10 protein-coding genes are annotated in these 16,374 nt (G+C 74.4%); 7 read left to right on the top strand and 3 right to left on the bottom strand.

Annotation, left to right across the window (positions count from 1 at the left end; genetic code table 11):
- Positions 1-3: 3 nt before the first annotated feature.
- From ABZX65_RS30680 to ABZX65_RS30670, 3 genes are all read right to left on the bottom strand, one after another.
- Positions 4-1,005 (bottom strand): helix-turn-helix transcriptional regulator, encoded by a 1,002-nt coding sequence (locus ABZX65_RS30680; protein ID WP_355347253.1) that lies wholly within the window; start codon positions 1,003-1,005, stop codon positions 4-6.
- Between the two features lies 1 nt (position 1,006).
- Positions 1,007-1,855, bottom strand: coding sequence for a DUF4097 family beta strand repeat-containing protein (locus ABZX65_RS30675; RefSeq protein WP_355347250.1), 849 nt, complete (start codon positions 1,853-1,855; stop codon positions 1,007-1,009).
- Between the two features lie 857 nt (positions 1,856-2,712).
- Entirely contained in the window at positions 2,713-2,886 is a 174-nt protein-coding gene (locus ABZX65_RS30670; RefSeq protein WP_355347247.1) for a DUF6104 family protein, read from the bottom strand.
- Positions 2,887-3,096: 210 nt separating this feature from the next.
- On the opposite strand from ABZX65_RS30670, the gene ABZX65_RS30665 reads away from it, so the two are divergent.
- The 7 genes from ABZX65_RS30665 (at position 3,097) to fxsT (ending at position 16,284) form a co-directional block, all read left to right on the top strand.
- Positions 3,097-5,289, top strand: a complete 2,193-nt coding sequence (locus tag ABZX65_RS30665) for a trypsin-like peptidase domain-containing protein (RefSeq protein WP_355347244.1) — start codon at positions 3,097-3,099, stop codon at positions 5,287-5,289.
- A gap of 24 nt (positions 5,290-5,313) precedes the next feature.
- Positions 5,314-6,327 carry a MoxR family ATPase gene (locus tag ABZX65_RS30660; RefSeq protein ID WP_188283451.1) on the top strand — a complete coding sequence of 338 codons (1,014 nt, stop codon included), beginning with the start codon at positions 5,314-5,316 and terminating at the stop codon, positions 6,325-6,327.
- A gap of 7 nt (positions 6,328-6,334) precedes the next feature.
- Positions 6,335-9,742 carry an SAV_2336 N-terminal domain-related protein gene (locus ABZX65_RS30655; RefSeq protein ID WP_355347241.1) on the top strand — a complete coding sequence of 1,136 codons (3,408 nt, stop codon included), beginning with the start codon at positions 6,335-6,337 and terminating at the stop codon, positions 9,740-9,742.
- Positions 9,743-9,864: 122 nt separating this feature from the next.
- Positions 9,865-10,284 carry an FxSxx-COOH cyclophane-containing RiPP peptide gene (gene fxsA / locus ABZX65_RS30650; protein WP_355347238.1) on the top strand — a complete coding sequence of 140 codons (420 nt, stop codon included), beginning with the start codon at positions 9,865-9,867 and terminating at the stop codon, positions 10,282-10,284.
- Positions 10,285-10,553: 269 nt separating this feature from the next.
- The gene (locus ABZX65_RS30645; protein ID WP_355347401.1) at positions 10,554-11,708 is read left to right on the top strand and encodes an FxsB family cyclophane-forming radical SAM/SPASM peptide maturase; all 1,155 of its coding nucleotides are present in this window, start codon (positions 10,554-10,556) and stop codon (positions 11,706-11,708) included.
- Positions 11,705-13,111, top strand: coding sequence for an HEXXH motif-containing putative peptide modification protein (locus ABZX65_RS30640; RefSeq protein ID WP_355347235.1), 1,407 nt, complete (start codon positions 11,705-11,707; stop codon positions 13,109-13,111). The genes ABZX65_RS30645 and ABZX65_RS30640 overlap by 4 nt, the downstream gene beginning before the upstream one ends.
- A gap of 164 nt (positions 13,112-13,275) precedes the next feature.
- The gene (gene fxsT, locus ABZX65_RS30635) at positions 13,276-16,284 is read left to right on the top strand and encodes an FxSxx-COOH system tetratricopeptide repeat protein (protein WP_355347232.1); all 3,009 of its coding nucleotides are present in this window, start codon (positions 13,276-13,278) and stop codon (positions 16,282-16,284) included.
- The last annotated feature ends 90 nt before the right edge of the window (positions 16,285-16,374 follow it).

Genomic DNA, 16,374 nt, shown 5'->3' with positions numbered 1-16,374 from the left:
GCGTTAGGTGGGCGGGAGGTGCAGGGCCGCCGCGATGTGCGCCGCCGCGGCGGACAAGTGGCGCCTCACCTCGCGCAGTTGGGTGTCGTCGACGCCCAGGTCGCGGGCCGAGTCGCGGATGTCGTCGCGGAAGCGGTCCAGCAGGCGTTCGAGGTCGCGGAAGGGGTCGGCGGACGGCGGGGTGTCGTCGTCCGCGGGCTCGGGCGCTTCCGTGTCCGCGTCCGACGTCGCCGACGTGTTCCCTTCCCTCTCCGTCTCCTCCTCCGTCTCCTCCTCCGTCTCCTTCTCCGTCTCCTGGGCGGGCTCGGCCGTGGCGTCGGCCCAGACCGGGGGCGTACCGGGCGCGCCCCAGGGCGTGGTCGGTACGTCCATGCCCTTGCCGAACCGGCCCAGCTCCTTGGTGAGTTCGGCGAGACCGTCGCGCAGCCCCGCCTGCCAGTCGCCGGAGCGTACGTGCGACTGCACCTGCTCCTGGACCTGGCGGGCGATCCGCTCGACCTCCTCGCGCGCGGCCTTGGCCTGGCGGCGGGCGTCGCGCGCCTCCTCCTTGGCCCGGCGGCTCTCCTCCTTGGCGCGCGCGGCCTGCTCGCGCCACTCGTGCTTGGGCGACGGGGGCGTACGCGCCTCCTGCGCGGCGGCGCGCACCTCGCGGCGCAGATCACCGGCGGCGCCCCGGACGTCCTCGCGGATCTCGGCGGCCAGTGTGGAGACGGACTCGCGGATCTCCGCCTCCAGGCCCGCGATCTCGTCGGCGCGGTCGGACAGCTCGCCGCGGCCCGCGTCGGTGAGGGCGTAGACCTTGCGGCCGCCCTCGGTGGAGTGCGTGACCAGGCCCTCCTTCTCCAGTTTCGCCAGCCGCGGGTAGACGGTGCCCGCGGAGGGCGCGTACAGCCCCTGGAAACGTTCTTCCAGCAGCCGGATCACCTCGTAGCCGTGCCGGGGCGACTCGTCCAGCAGCTTGAGCAGGTAGAGCCGGAGTCGGCCGTGGGCGAAGACGGGCGCCATGTCAGATGTCCTTCCGGAACGAGGGCGCGTCCTCCAGCGGCGGCCTGCGCAGCAGGGCGATGGCGCCGGAGACGGTGGTGGCTCTCAGGCGCGCCCCGCCGGAACCGATCCGGCCGGTGATGCGCTTGGCCCCCCACTGCCCGGTGACGCGCAATTCGTCGAAGGCGCAGGAGACATGGCCGCTGGTGGTGTTGGCGTCGACCTCCGCGTCGCCCGGTTCCGGGATACGGATGGCGATCTCGCCGGAGACGCTGGTGAGCCGGACGTCCGCCCCCGCGGACGGATCGAGGTCGAGCACCATGTTGCCGCTCACGGAGTCCGCTTTGACCTCGGCGCCGCTGCCCTCGACCACGGTGAGGTCACCGGAGACGGTGTTGATCCGCAGGCTGCCGGAGACGGACTGGGCCTCGACGCTGCCCGCGACCGTGTTGGCCCGCACCGGGCCGCTGAGGCCGACGAGGGTCGTGTCCCCGTTGACCCCCTGGACGCTGGTCTCCCCGGCGATCCCGGAGATCACGGCGCCGGCGCCGACGACTCCCACTTCGACCTTGGTGTGCTGCGGGACGGCGAGCGTCACGACCGCGTGACGCTGCCAGCCCTTGGGGTCGAGCCGCTTCAGGAAGCCCTTCCACGGCAGGTCGTCGTAGGTCACGGTGAGGGTGCCGCCGCGGTGGTACACCTTCAGCGGCGGGCCGTCGATCTCGGTGACCTCGACCCGTGCGGGGCCGTCGTCGGTGCCGACGACGTTCACGGCGCCGTTGACGATGCGCACGCAGAGGGTGTCGACGGGCTCCTCGAACACGAACTTTTCCGGCTCCGCCACGGTCCGGTCCGACGACATGCCGCTCATCGTGCCCCTCCTCGGGTGCGCCTTGGGACGCAACATATCGCGTCTCGTGCATTCACGATATATCGCGTGGCTCACAAGTCAAGTGGTGTCTTTTTGCCCGCCCGCCCACCCGTGCGGGTGCTTTGTCGTCTGCGGGTGCCGCCTGTGCCTGGTCGGTGCCGGTCCGGGGCACCTCCTCGAAATGCGGCTACCTGCTCTTTGCTCATCCAGCACCCTCCCTGTCACCGCATTTCTGCGGGGGCACCCCGGCCCGTCCCCTCCCGGTACGTCGGCGTCCGGCGGTCCGGTGGGGGTGGCCGGGAGGGGGGTGGGTGGGCTTGGGTACGTCGGCGTCCGCCTGCCGGTGGGCGTTGCGGAGGGGGGTGGGTGGGGTCGGGTACGTCGGCGGCTGACGGTCCGCTGTGGTGGTGGTGGAGGGGGTGGGTGGGAGTCCGGCCCCTGCGCCCCCGACCTTCCGGCGGGGTGGGCGAAGGGGGGTGGGTGAGAGCCCGGGCCCTGTGCGCCCCGACCTTCCGGCGGGGTGGGCAGGGGCTTTGTTGGGCTCTTGGAGGAAGGGCCCGAGCATTCCGACTCACCGGGAGGGGGACCGGCGCAGGGCGGCACGCCGAAAGAACCCCCCTCCCCGGCAACCCCCACCGGACCGCCGGACGCCGACGTACCGGGAGGGGACGGGCCGGGGTGCCCCCGCAGAAATGCGGTGACAAGAAGGGCACCGGATACAGGAGACCAGGTAGCCGCATTTCGAGGAGGTGCCCCGGACCGGCACCGACCAGGCACAAGCGGCACCCGCAGACGAAGAAAGCACCCGCACGGGTGGGCGGGCGGGCAAAGACAAAGACCAAGGACCGAGCCGGAGGCTAGTCCTCGTCGTCGAGCCGCGCCAGCCACGTCGCCAACCGCTCGGTCGGAATCTCGAACTCAGGGTTGAGGTCCACGAATTCGCGCAAGCGCTCGGCCAGCCAGTCGAAAGAGACTTCCTCCTCGCCGCGCCGGGTGGCGAGCTCCTCGATGCCGCGGTCGGTGAAGTACAAGATCTGCTCCGGAACGGGGTGGGACGGTGGTGGACGGGGAAGAACGGGAGGGACGAGACGGGACGTACACCGCAAGGATAGGGAGTATGTCCGAAGGTCCTCGCGCCGGTCCTGGCCGCGGGCTAGCCTTCGGAGACGATCAGTCACTGGGGGTGGGATGGGGGCGCAGACGGCTGCCGCCGCGGCACCGCGATTAGGGCGGGGCGCGCGATGACGGCGTTCGGCGGTCCCGGCGGGCTCGACGAGCCCGCCGACCCCGCCGAGATCCTGACCCCGCTGGTCAGCGAGGCGACCGTACGCGTTCACGGCCGGGAACCCGGCTACCCGCTGCGGGGCAGCGGCTTCTTCGTGGCGCCGAACTGGGTGCTCACCTGCGCGCACGTCGCGCTCGCCCAGAGCGGCGAGGGCGGCGGCAATGACGGCGGCGACGGCGGCGGCCCGGCCGGCCGCAAGGTCTCCGTCGGATACGGCGACCGCATGCTCAGCGGCGTCGTGGAGTGGGCGGAACCGGCGGGCCACACCGGCACCGGCCGCTGGCCGTCCCCCGACCTCGCGCTGATCCGGCTGCTGGACAGCGTCGACCACCCCTGCGTCTGGCTCACCGAGCGCACCGCCAAGGGCTACACCACCAACCAGGTCGCGTACTTCGGCCACATCCCGATGGACGGCGAGGTCGTCGCGTACAACGGCCGCTGCTCCATCAGCGGCCAGCTCGGCAGCGGCGGACTGCTCAAGCTCGGCAATGAGGACGAGATGCCCAACGGCGTCTCGGGCGGCCCGGTCGTGGACCTCGTGCGCGGCGAGGTGATCGGGGTGCTGAAGGCGCGCCGTACCGGCCAGGACGGCGGACTCGCCATCGGCGTGCAGGAGTTGCGCAGGCTGCCCGCCACCGGCACCGCCGCCGACCTGTACCACCGCGTGATGACGGCGCACGACCTCTACCACGCCGACCGTTACGCCTTCGTCGGCGGCCAGGAGGTCACCTGGACCGACGCGCACGGCGAGATCGGCGCCGCCGCGGGCCGCGCCCTGACCCCGGGCCAGCGCACCGCACTGCTCGGGATGCTCGCCCAACTCCCGCCGCCCGCCAGCGCGAAGAGCCTCCAGGACATCGTCGGAGCGGTCCGCGGCAGCCCCGCGCAGGGCCTGCCGACCGCGCCGCGCGCCTGGCGGGACGGTCTGGGCCTGCTGTACGACCTGCGGCGCGGCACCAGCGAGTTGGAGGCGGTGCTGCGGTTCGCGGTGCAGGCCGCGACCGCCGACAGGACCCGCGCGGCGGACGAGGCGGCCGAACGCGTCCTGTGGCACTGGGCGCAGGACACCGCCGCCGACGCGATCGGTCTGACCCGGCTGTTCCGCAACACCCTGGTCACCGAGCGCAAGGCCCGGCTGCGCGCCCGCGGCACCCTGGTCAGCGGCCTGACCGGCGACCTCGGCGCCGGACTCGGCGCGGACCCGGACGTCGGCCTCGGCGCCGACCTCGGCACCGGCTTCGGCGGCCCGGGCACGGACCTCGACGATCAGGGACCGGACAGCGGTACGACCGCGGACGCGGCCACCGCGACCGCGGCCGACGCGGGCCCCGGCGGCCGGCCGGACCGCCGTATCCGCCCCGAGGCCCTGCTGGAGATCATCCCGCGCGGCTGGGAGCCGGGCCGCCTCGACTGGCGGGTCTGCGTCGTGCCGGAGAACGGCGAAGTGGAGTGCGTCGAGGAGGACTTCCGCGGCACCGCGCTCGACGACCTGCCGGTCCGGCTGCGCGAGCCGCTGGACGAGGTGTTCCGCCGCTGCGACCAGCCCGGCTACCCGGCGCCGCTGCAACTGGCCGTCCCCGGCGCCCTGGTGGGCTTCCCCGTCGAGACCTGGCCGCTCGGCCCCGGCGGGCGCGCGCTCGGCGCCGTACGCCCGGTCGTGGTGCGCCGCACCGACGCGCCGCCCGACGACGACCCGGCGGTGACCGAGGCCAGGCACGGCCGTTGGCACACCCTGCACCAACAGCGGCCGCGCGCCGACCTGTTCGACTGCGACGACGGTACGCCGGGCCCGCTCCCGGCCGACGACGAGCTGCGCGACCGCGCGCGCGACACGCTGCCGGCGCTCTGCCGCAGCGCCGCGACCGCCCCCGAGGAGCTGCACCGCCTGGTGACCTCCGGCTACCCGGTCGCGGTGTGGCGCAGGGAACCGGTCGCCCCCGAGACGGCCTGCGGCGACTTCCACCGCGGCGTGAACCGTACGGTGCGCGCCGCGCGCACGGCCGCACGGCTGCCCCGCGCCCTCGCCGTCCTGCGCGCGGCGGTGGACGCGGGCGTGCCCGAGGCGTTCTGGTCGGTGGGAATCACCCTGCTCTACGACGATCCGACTCGCCCCCTACCGGGGACCGACGAGCTGTTGGAGACTCCATGAGGACGAGGTATCGAGGTGAGTGAGATGACCGACGCCAGCCCCGCCGGCGAGTGGCTCATCTACCGGGGCACGGGAGAACCGCACACCGGCATCGACGGACTGCCAGAGCCGCCGCCCTGGCGGGACTTCGACGGCGGCCCACTGGTCCAGCAGGGCCCCGGGCCCGACAGTTCCTCCGCCCGCAGGCTCGGCGCGTACCGGCACATGGCCGAGATGCACCGGCCCAGCCCGGAGGAGCTGGAAATGGTCAACGCGGCGCTGTACCTGCGCCGTCCGCTGCTGGTCACCGGCAGCCCCGGCACCGGCAAGAGCACCCTCGCGCACGCGGTGGCGTACGAACTGGGCCTCGGCCGCGTGCTGCACTGGCCGATCGTCAGCCGCAGCGCGCTCCAGGACGGGCTGTACCGCTACGACGCGATCGCCCGCCTCCAGGACACCCAGATCGCGGCGAATTCCGGCACCGCCCCGCCCGGCGGCATCGGCAGCTACATCCGGCTCGGCCCGCTGGGCACCGCCCTGCTGCCGACCGCCAAGCCGCGGGTGCTGCTCATCGACGAGCTGGACAAGAGCGACATCGACCTGCCCAACGACCTGCTGAACGTGATGGAGGAGGGCGAGTTCGGCATCCCCGAGCTGGAGCGGCTGGCCGAACGCGAGCCGCAGGTCGAGGTGTTGACCGACGACGGCGCCAAGGTCTCGCTCCGTGAGGGCCGCATCCGCTGCCGGGCCTTCCCGTTCGTCATCCTCACCAGCAACGGCGAGCGCGACTTCCCGCCGCCGCTGCTGCGCCGCTGCATCCACCTGGAGCTGGGCCGCCCCGACCACAAGCGGCTGTCCACCGTGGTCCGCGCCCACCTCGGCGACGAGGCGGCGACCGTCGGCGACGACCTGGTGACCCGCTTCCTGGAACGGTCGCGCAGCGAACTCCTCGCCACCGACCAGCTGTTGAACGCGATCTTCCTCACCCATCACGCCGCGCCCCCCACCCGCAGCCGGTTGGCGGACATGCTCATCCAACGGCTCGACCGGCCCAGGTGAACCGGCCATGGCCACCCGGAGACCCGACCCGCAGGCCCCCGACCCGAGGACGCCCGACCCGAGGACACCACCCTCCGCAGACACCGACACCGACACCGACACCGCCACCGAGCGGCCCGACCCGCTCGCGTCCGTCGTCGGCGCCCTGACCGAGGCCGGACTCGACCCGGGACCCACCGAGTTGGCCGACGCGCTGTGGCTGGCCCGCTGGTCCCGCCCGACCTCCCCCGCGAGCGCCGCGGGGGAGGCCCGCGACCCCGGCGGCGCCGGTACGGGCAGCGGCGCGCACCACCCGGGACTGTCCGGCGTCACCGACCCCACCCCACCCGGCGGCACCGTACTGCCGCGCAGCCTCACCGACCCGGACGACGACCGCCTCGTCCAGCTCTATCCGGGCGTCAGCGCCCCCGGCCGGGCGCGTACGGGACCGGCCGCCGCCGCGCTGTCGGTCGCCGTGCCCGAGGCGGCGACGCTGCCCCGGCTGCTCGAACTCCAGTCGGCACTGCGGCCGTTGCAGCGCTACCGCAGCCCCGCGCGGCCGTTGCGCGAAGTGCTCGACGAGTCGGCCACCGCGGAGAACAGCGCGCGCGCCGCCGGACTGCTGCTGCCGGTCTTCCGGCCGGTGCTGCGCGGCGACGCCTCGATGCAACTGCTCATGGACGCCTCGTCCTCGATGTACGTGTGGGAGCGGATGCTCCGCGAGCTGAGCCAGGTCTTCGAACGGCTCGGCGCCTTCCACGAGGTGCAGGTCCGCTATCTGCACGCCACCCCGGACGGCGACCCCGCGGTCAGCGGACGCTTCGACCCCGAGGCGGTCGGGATGCGCTCCGCCGAGCAGTTGAGCGACCCCACGGGCCGCCGGGTGACCCTGCTGGTCAGCGACTGCGCGGGGCCGCTGTGGCGGTCGGGGCAGGCGCACCGGCTGCTGCACCGGCTGGCCAGACACGGCCCGGTCGCCGTACTCCAGCCGCTCCCGGCCCGGTTGTGGGCCCGGACCCGGCTGCCCGTCTCGTACGGCGTGCTGCACCGCGGCGAAGGGCTGCTGCCCGCCTCGCCGCCGCGCTTCTCCTCGGGCACCGGCGGCTCCTCCCACTACGTGCCGGCCGCACCCGCGGGCGACGCGCTGCCGGTGCCCGTACTGCCGCCCACCGCCGAGGCGTTGGGCGCGTGGGCGCGGCTGCTGGCGGGCACGGGCGCGGCCCGCGTGCCCGCCGCCGTCGGCTGGGTGCGCTCCGACCAGCCCGCGACCCCGGCGCCCGTACGGCAGTCCCCGGTGCCGCCGGTCGCCCTGGTCGGCCGGTTCCGCTCGGCCGCCTCGCCCGCCGCCGCCCAGCTCGCCGTCTACCTCGCCGCCGCCCCGCTCTTCCTGCCCGTCATGCAGCTCGTCCAGCGCACGATGCTGCCCGACTCGGGGCCCGCCGAATTGTCGGAGGTGCTGCTCAGCGGCCTGCTCAAGCGGATATCGGGCGACGACGCGCGCGACCACCGCTGGTACGAATTCGCCGACGGCGTACGGGACGTGCTGCTCGGCCCGCTCGGCAGGGACGAGGCGCTGCTGGTGCTCAAGCACTGCTCGGAGTACGTCGAGCAGCGTTTCGGCAAGAGCGGCCCCAACTTCCCCGCGCTGGCCATCACGCAGCTCACCGAGGGGCCGGGCGACCGGCTCGCGGACGCCGCCGTCGCCACCGCGGCCCGCGCCACCGCGCTCGCCGAGCAGGCGTCGACCGTCGTCGCCGAGTCCCCGCAGCCCTTCGCGGAGGTCGCCGCCCGGGTGCTGGAGCGCTTCATGCCGCTGCCGGGGAACACCGGCCACGACCGGCTGGCCGTGGGAGCCGGTACGGGACAGCCGTCGTCCGCGGTGCAGCGGGCCCGGCAGTTGGTGGCGCGCTTCACCGAGGAGGGCATGGTCCAGAATCTGCTGGACGCGGTGCAGTTGCTGCGCCGCGCGGCGGACGAGGAGCGGGTGCGCGGCTCGGACCCCGACCTGTGGAGCGAGCTGGCGCAGAATCTCATCACGCTGTGGCGGCTGCGCGGCGGGGCCGCGCTGCTGCGCGAGGCCCAGGACGCGGCGGCGACGGCCGCGGCGCACCCGGGTTCGGTACCGGCCCGCGCGGTGCGCGCCCGCGTGTTCCAGGCCGCCGCGGACGAGCGGGCGGCGAACGGGGACACGCGGGGCGCGTTGGAGCTTCTGCGGCGCGCGGACCGGGAGTTCAGCGCGGTCTGCGCCGCCCCGGGACTCGACCCGCAGGACGTGCTCGGCGCCACCCTGGAGCGGGTCAGGGTGCTGGAGGACCAGTGGCAGCTCAGCGGCGACGCCGGGCTGCTCCAGGAGACCGTGGGGATGCTGGAGGCGTTCGCGGACTCCTGGCCGCTGTCCGACGCCCGCCCCAGCGCGCTGTCGCTCGCCCACGGCCGCGCCCTGCTGCGGCTGGCGGGCACGGCGGGGGAGCGGGAGCGCGAGCAGGTCTACGCGCTCCAGGCCGCCGAGTACTTCGCCGCGGGACTGGACGCGCTGGAGCGCGAGGAGGCGGCCCTCGAAGCGCGGACCGCCGCGCTGCTGTCGCTGGTCGACGCCCATCTGCTGGTCGGCGGACGGCTGCCGGAGGCACAGCGGCTGGTCGACCGGGCGCTCGGCGAGACCCGCGACCGGCTGGCGCGGGCCTCGATCCTGCTGCGTGCGGGCCGGATCAGGGTCGCCCGGCACACCGAGGGCGGCCCGGCCGGTGAACTGGAAGCGGCGGCGGGGCGGTTCGCCGAGGCGTGCCGTCTGACCCCGCGCGACCGCCCCGAGTACAGCGAGATCGTCGCCGAATGGGGCGACGCGCTGCTCGGCCGCTCCGCGCTCCCCGGCGGCGAACTCTTCGTCAACCGGGCCGTGCAGGTCCTGCGGGACTGCCGGATGGAGACCCCCGAGAGCGACCCGCGGCTGTCCGGCAGGCTGCTGATGCTCGGCCGGGCCCTGGTGCTGCGCTACCGGGCGGAACAGGACCTGGTGGACCTGCGCGAGGCCGAGCACGTCCTGGGCCTGGCCGTGCAGCCCGCCGTGGACCCGGCGCAAGTGGCGCGGATCTGGTACGAGTTGGGCGAGTCGCACCGGCTGGGCTACGCGCACACCCAGCGCGGTGAGCGCCTCGACCAGGCGGCCGACGCCTACCGCCGCGCCGCGGAGGCCGCGGGCACGGCGGCCGACCGGTCGGCGGAACCCGGCCCCATGGTGCGGCTGTCGGCGCTGGCGCATCATTGGCGTGGCGTGGTCTACGAATTCGCCCGGCGCCCGCGGGCCGCCGCCGACGCCTACCGGGCCGCGCAGGCCGAATGGCGGCGGCTGCCGGACGACGGAGGGGACGGCGCCGCGGACGAGGAGGCACGGCAGCGGACCGCCGAACGGCTGGCGGCGCTGACACGGACGAACTGAGCCCGGGGCGACCGGCCCCGGTCCGGCCGCCTCGGACCGACCGGCCAGGACCCCGCGCGAATCCGGGCCGCGACAACTGCATCCCCCCACGAGCCACCACGGGACGAGAGCTGAGGCCGACGATGGACGACCGAGCGTACGGCGGGGCCGAGCGGCCCCCGGACGAACCCGCTCACCACGACGAGGCGTTACCCGAACGCGCCGTTCACGAAAGGGCTGTTGACGAACGGGCGGTCCCCGAGCGGCCAGCCCCCGAGCGGGCGGTCCCCGAGCGGCCAGCCCCCGAGCGGCCAGCCCCCGAGCGGGCACCTTCCGACCGGGACCTTCCCGAGGCGGCGTCGCCCGAGCACGCCCCCGCCTACCGGATTCCGGCGGACGCCGACATCGACCTGCTCGGCCTCGACCTGGAATCGCTGCGCACCGTCGAACACCCGGTGCTGTCCGCCCTGGTGAGCGATCTGCGGGCGCGCGCGGCCGGTCCCGGCGGCGAGGCGCTGTGGGGCTTCGAGAGCGACCCCAGCGCGCCGGAGGCCACCGGCTGACGCCGCCCGGCGCACCGGGCACCGGCGCGCGCGACCACCGCCCACGTACCCCCGTATCGCGTGAACTCCTGACGGAACGCCGCTTTTGGCCGTGCTCCAGGGCGAATACGGCCAATTCCTTGCCGAGGTGTTTACTTCCGGCCGCCCAGCGGGAACAACCGCTGGGGCCGACGGGGCGGCCTGAGGTACACGGGGGAGGTGATGTGGTGCGTCATCCGGCCGACGACAGGCCGCGGACCGGCAGTACGGCGGCCGAAGGGGCCTTCCCCCTGCGGCAGTTCATCCTCAAGACGCACAGCCGCTGCAATCTGGCCTGCACCTACTGCTACCTCTACGCGGGCCCCGACCACGGCTGGCGGGACCGCCCCCGCGCCGCCCCCGACGCGGTGACCCGGCGCACCGCAGAACGCATCGCGGAACACGCCGCGACCCACCGTCTGCGCGATGTCGCCGTGGTGCTGCACGGCGGCGAACCGCTGCTCAACGGCGCCGACGCGCTCGCCGCCGACGTCGACCTGATCCGCCGCACCGTCCCCGCCGACTGCGCCGTGCACGCCAGCGTGCAGACCAACGGCACCCTGCTCACCGCCGACCGGCTGCGCGTCCTGCGTGACGCGCGTATACGCGTCGGCGTCAGCCTCGACGGCGGCCTGCCCGCCCACAACGCCGCGCGAGTCGACCACGCCGGCCGCCCGTCCTGGGCCGCCGCCTCCGCCGGGGTGCGGCTGCTCGCCGAGACCGCGCCCGAGGCGTACGGCGGACTGCTGTGCGTCGTCGACCTCGCCCACGACCCGGTCGAGGTGTACGAGTCGCTGCTGGCCTTCCGGCCGCCGCGGATGGACCTGCTGCTGCCGCACGGCAACTGGACCGCGCCGCCGCCGGGACTGCCCGCGTCCGCCGACGACCCCGCGCCGTACGGGAGTTGGCTCTCCGCCGTCTTCGACCGCTGGTGGGGCGCGGAGCGCCGGGAGACCAGGATTCGGCTGTTCGAGGAGTGCGTGGCGCTGCTGCTCGGCCTCCGGTCGCCCGTAGAACGGCTCGGGCTCCAGCCCTTCACCGCCGTCGTGATCGAGACCGACGGCAGCATCGAGCAGGTCGACTCGCTCAAGTCCGCGTACGAGGGGGCCGCCGCCACCGGGCTCGACGTCTTCCGCAACAGCTTCGACGACGCGCTCGCCCACCCCGGCGTCGCCGCCCGCCAGGCCGGGCTCGCCGCCCTCGCCGCCACCTGCCGCGCCTGCCCGCTGGTCACCGTCTGCGGCGGCGGCCACTACGTCCACCGCTACCGGGAGGGCTCCGGCTTCCGCAACCCGTCGGTCTACTGCGCCGACATGGCGCTGCTCATCCGGCACATCGCGCGCCGCCTCGCCGAGGCGGCGGCCCCGGCGCCCGCCGCGTCCCGCGTACGGCGGGAGACGCCGTGACCACCGCCGCTGCGCCCGTGCTCGACGCGGTGCTGCCGGTGCTCGGCAGCACCGGCAGCGGGCCGGACTCACTGGAACTGCTGGTCAGCCACCAGCGCGGGCGGCGGCTGCTGGTGCTGCGCGCGCTGCTCGACGCCGTGCGGACCGCGCCCGCCGGGTCGCTGCCCGAGGGGACCGCCGAGCGCGTGCTCGGCGACTGGCGGCTGCTGGAGCGGGCCGAGCGCGCGGACCCGGCCGCCGCCCGCCGCGTCGTGCACTACCCGCTGACCGGCGCGTGGGCCGAACGCAGCCTGCGGGCGCTCACCGTGGCGGGCCAGGCGCCGCGGGCCGCGGAGGCGCTGCCGCACCTGGGCGCGCTCGCCGCGTCCGCCGCCGCCCGCGCGGGCCTGCGCTTCAGCGCCGACGTACCGGTACGCGACGGCCTGTTGACGCTGCCGACGCTCGGCGGCTACCGGCTGCCGGCCGCGGGCCCCCCGCGCAAGCCCGGCGCCGCCGCGCCCCGGATGCGGGTGGACGGCGACGGCAACCGGCTCTGGCTGCGCCCCGAGGAGCGCACCCGCCACGCGGTCGAGGTGCGCAGGGGAACCGACGGCGTGTGGCGCTCGGCCGCCCCCGGCTGGCGCCCGATCCAGGCGCTGTGGCCGCAGGAGGACCGCCCCGACGGCCACCCGGTGCTGATCGACGACGCCGACCCGTACCGCGCGGAGGGCCGCCGCGCCAACCCGTACGGGCTGTCCGCCGCCGACCGGCTCGCCGACGAGGACCGGGCCAGATGGCGTACCGCCTGGCGCGAGGCCCAGCCCTGGCTGCGGCTCGGCGACGGCACCCGGGCCCGCGAAGTGGCCGCGCTGCTCGACTGCTTCGTGCCGCTGGACGGCGCCGCGTCCGCGCAGTACAGCGCCACCTTGGGCGACGCCTTCGGCGCGCTGCTCAGCAGTACGCCGATGGGCGGCCTGAAGATGGCCGCCGCGCTCGTCCACGAGTTGCAGCACACCAAGCTGCTCGCCCTGGCCGGCGTCACCGCGCTGCACACCGCGGACGACACCGCCCGCTACTGGGCCCCCTGGCGGCAGGACCCGCGCCCCTTCGACGGCGTCTTCCAGGGCGCGTACGCCCACCTCGCGCTCGCCGACTTCCACCTCGGCGTCGCGCTGGCCGCCGCGGACCCCGCACAGCGCGACGCCGCGTGGGCCGCGCACTGCCGCTGCCGCCTCCAGGTCGAGGCCGTCCTGCCGCAGCTGCTCGGCTCCAACCGGCTGACCCCGCAGGGCCGCACCCTGGTCAACTCCATGGCGGCGTACCACACTCGGCTGGGACGGCACACGCCGCCGGAAGGCCACCTGGCGCGCGCCACGGCGTACGTCGAGACGGCCCGGGTCATCTGGCGGCGAAAGCGGGTCTGAACGGGCGTCTTTGGGCGCGCGAAACGGCATGACCGTACGTCAACGGGGGAGTAAAGCAGTGTAGTTTCTGGCGAAAGTCACCTGTGCCGTCGGGCGCACCTGGCTCACTGTCGATCCACTGACCCGCCAGAGCACTACGCGCGTATCACGAGGGAGTCGCACGCATGGCCGGAGGGCGTAACGCCGCCTCAGCAGCACGGGGGCCGGGAATCGTCACGATCAGTTACGCGGGCTACAACAGGGCCTGGGCGGCGTGGATCGCGAGCAGACTCGAACGGCACGGCCAGCAGGTGGCGCTGCAACGCTGGGACGCCGACCCCACGGACTCCATCGAGCGGATGTTACGTGACCTGCTGCTGTCCGAGGGCCGCGTGCTGATCGTGCTCAGCGAGTGGTACTTCCGGCTCGGCCCGCGCACCCACGAGGAGTGGAACGTGGCGCTGCGCGCGGTCGTCCCCGACCACAGCGAGCGCTTCGCCGCGGTCTCCGTCACCCCGGCCGCGCTGCCCAGCGCCGTCGCCTCCCTCGGCGCCGCCGACCTGTGGGGCCTGGGCGCGGCCGAGGCCGAGCGGCGACTGCTCGGCAGGCTCGGCATCACCCCCTCCCGCGCCTCCTCCAGCGACACCCTCAGCGGCTCCGGCGGCCCGCGCTTCCCGCTGGAACAGCCCGACGTCTGGGGCGGTGTCCCGCGCCGCAACACCCGCTTCACCGGCCGCGAGGAGCTCCTCGGCGACCTGCACAACCACTTCACCCAGGCCGAGCCCGGCGCGGGCGTCGCCACCCTGCACGGCCTGTCCGGGGTCGGCAAGACCCACATCGCGACCGAGTACGTCTACCGCTTCGGCCCGGAGTACGACGTCGTGTGGTGGGTGCGCGCCAGCGAGCGCGGCACCCTGCGCGAGAAGCTGGCGGGCCTGGCGCCCGCGCTCGGCCTGGTCACCGGCCGCGAGTACGGCGAACGGCTGCGCGCGGTACGCGACGCGCTGCGCCGGGGCGAGCCCTACTTCCGCTGGCTGGTGGTCCTCGACGGCGCCGACCAGCCCGAGGACATCCACGACCTGGTGCCCACCGGGCCCGGCCACGTACTGATCACCTCGCAGAACCGCGAGTGGGCCGAGCACAACAGCGCCCTGATCGAAGTGCCCGTCTACAGCAGGGCGGAGAGCGTCGCCTTCGTACGGCGGCGCGCGCCGCGGCTGGACGACGCCGACGCCGACAAGCTGGCCGACGCCCTCGGCGACCTCGCGCTGGCCCTGGACCAGAACGCGGGCGCGCTCAACGACTCGTCCATGCCGGTGGACGACTACATCGAGCTGCTGCGGCACGGCGCGGACGTCGAGCCCGGCCTCAAGGTCGCCGCCGACTTCCAGATGACGTACTACACCGCCTTCTCGATACTGCTCAACCGGCTCCGCGAGGACAAGCCGGAGGCCGTCGACCTGCTGCGGCTGTGCGTCTTCTTCGCGCCGGGGCCGATCCCGGTCCGGCTGCTGCGCGACCTGCCCGTGCGCGACCTGCCGGAACAGCTCACCGGGCTGATGGAAGACCCGCTGCTGTGGAACTCGGCGATCAGCAAGCTCGCCCAGTGGGCCGTCGTGCAGTCCGACCCGCCGGAGGCCGAGGACGACGAGGCCGCGGGCAGCGCCGAGGTCGTCCAGATGCACCGGCTGGTCTACCAGGCGGTGCGGGCCGACATGCCCGCCGCCGAGCAGAACCTGTACTCCCAGGTGGTCCGCAAGATCCTGGCCGCCGCCGACCCCGGCCGCCCCACCGACACCCGGCTGTGGCCGCGCTACGCCGAGATCGTCCCGCACCTGGAGGCGTCCGGCGCGCTGCGCAGCACCAACCCCGACATCCAGCTCATGATCGTCAACTGCCTGCGCTACCTGCACCTGTCGGGCGAGTACCGGGCCGGACTGCGGCTCGCCGAGGCCACGGCCAAGCACTGGCCCGAGCTGCTGGAGCCCGGTCACCCGCGGCTGTGGGACCTGGTGAACAACCGGGCCAACATGATGCGCGCCATGGGCGACTACGTCGCCACCGAGGCCCTGGACCGCGACGCCTTCGAGACCCTGCGCGCCGACCGCGGCGAACAGGACCTGCTGACCCTGCGCGCCGCCAACGGTCTCGCCGCGGACCTGCGCAACCTCGGCCGCTACGACGAGGGCCTGGAGACGGCCCGGTTCGTCGAGCGCGGCTACGCCCGACTCGTCGGGGAGCAGGACCCCCGCACCCTGCTCGCCAAGAACAACCTGGCCGTCACCTACCGGCTGCTCGGCCGCTACCAGGAAGCCCTCGACCTCGACGGCGAGATCCTGGAGGCGCGCCGCGAACTGCTGCGCGCCCGCAACATCGTCACACTCTCCTCGGAGAACTCCTACGCGTACGACCTGCGGCTGCTCGGCCGCTACGACCAGGCCACCTCGGTGCAGGAGCGCAACGCCGAGACCCACCGCACCGTGCTGGGCGCCGACAACCCCCAGACGCTGCGCGCCGAGCACAATCTGGCGCAGTGCTACTACCGGGCGGGCGACCGGCCGCGTGCCGCCCATCTGATGGGCCGGCTGCTGGAACGCTGCGAGCGGGTGCTGGGCAGCACCGACCCGCTGTCGCTGCGGGTCGCGGTCACGTACTCCAGTTTCGAGCGGGAGCACGGCGACCTCGACCGGGCCAGGGAGCTGTCGGAGTTCGTACTGCGGCACTACCGCTGGCAGTTCAACGCCCGGCACGCGTTCGTCGCCGGCGCGCTCGCCAACCACGGCCTGCTGCTGCGGGCGGCCGGAGAGCGGCAGCAGTCGCAGATCGAGATCGAGGACGCGCTGACCGGCATGTCCCGCGCGGTCGGCGACGACCACCCGTGGACGCTGGGCTGCGCGCTCAACGCCAGCGGCGCCCGCAACTTCGCGGGCGACCCGGAGAGCGCGGCCGAACTCTCCCGCGCCACCGCCGAGCGGGCCACCGCCCGGCTCGGCAAGGACCACCCGCTGACGCTGTCCTGCCGGATCGCGCTCGCCACCGACCTGCGCAACATGCGCAAGCGGCAGGAGGCCGACAAGATCGAGGAGGAGGCGCTGGCCGCGCTCTCGGCCACCCTCGGCCCGCAGCACCCGCACACGGTGACGGCCCGCTCCCGCACCCGCCCCTACTGGGACTTCGAGCCCATCAGCTCCTAAAGGTTGTTGCAGAACGTCCGTGATGGGGCATTCCTTCTGTATGGGTGGGGTGTTGCGGGCTGAGCCATTGTGGGTGGAGACATTCACTGG

The sequence above is a fragment of the Streptomyces sp. NPDC003300 genome (assembly GCF_040610915.1).
Lineage (GTDB): Bacteria > Actinomycetota > Actinomycetes > Streptomycetales > Streptomycetaceae > Actinacidiphila.
This window is presented reverse-complemented; position numbering and strand designations above follow the sequence as displayed.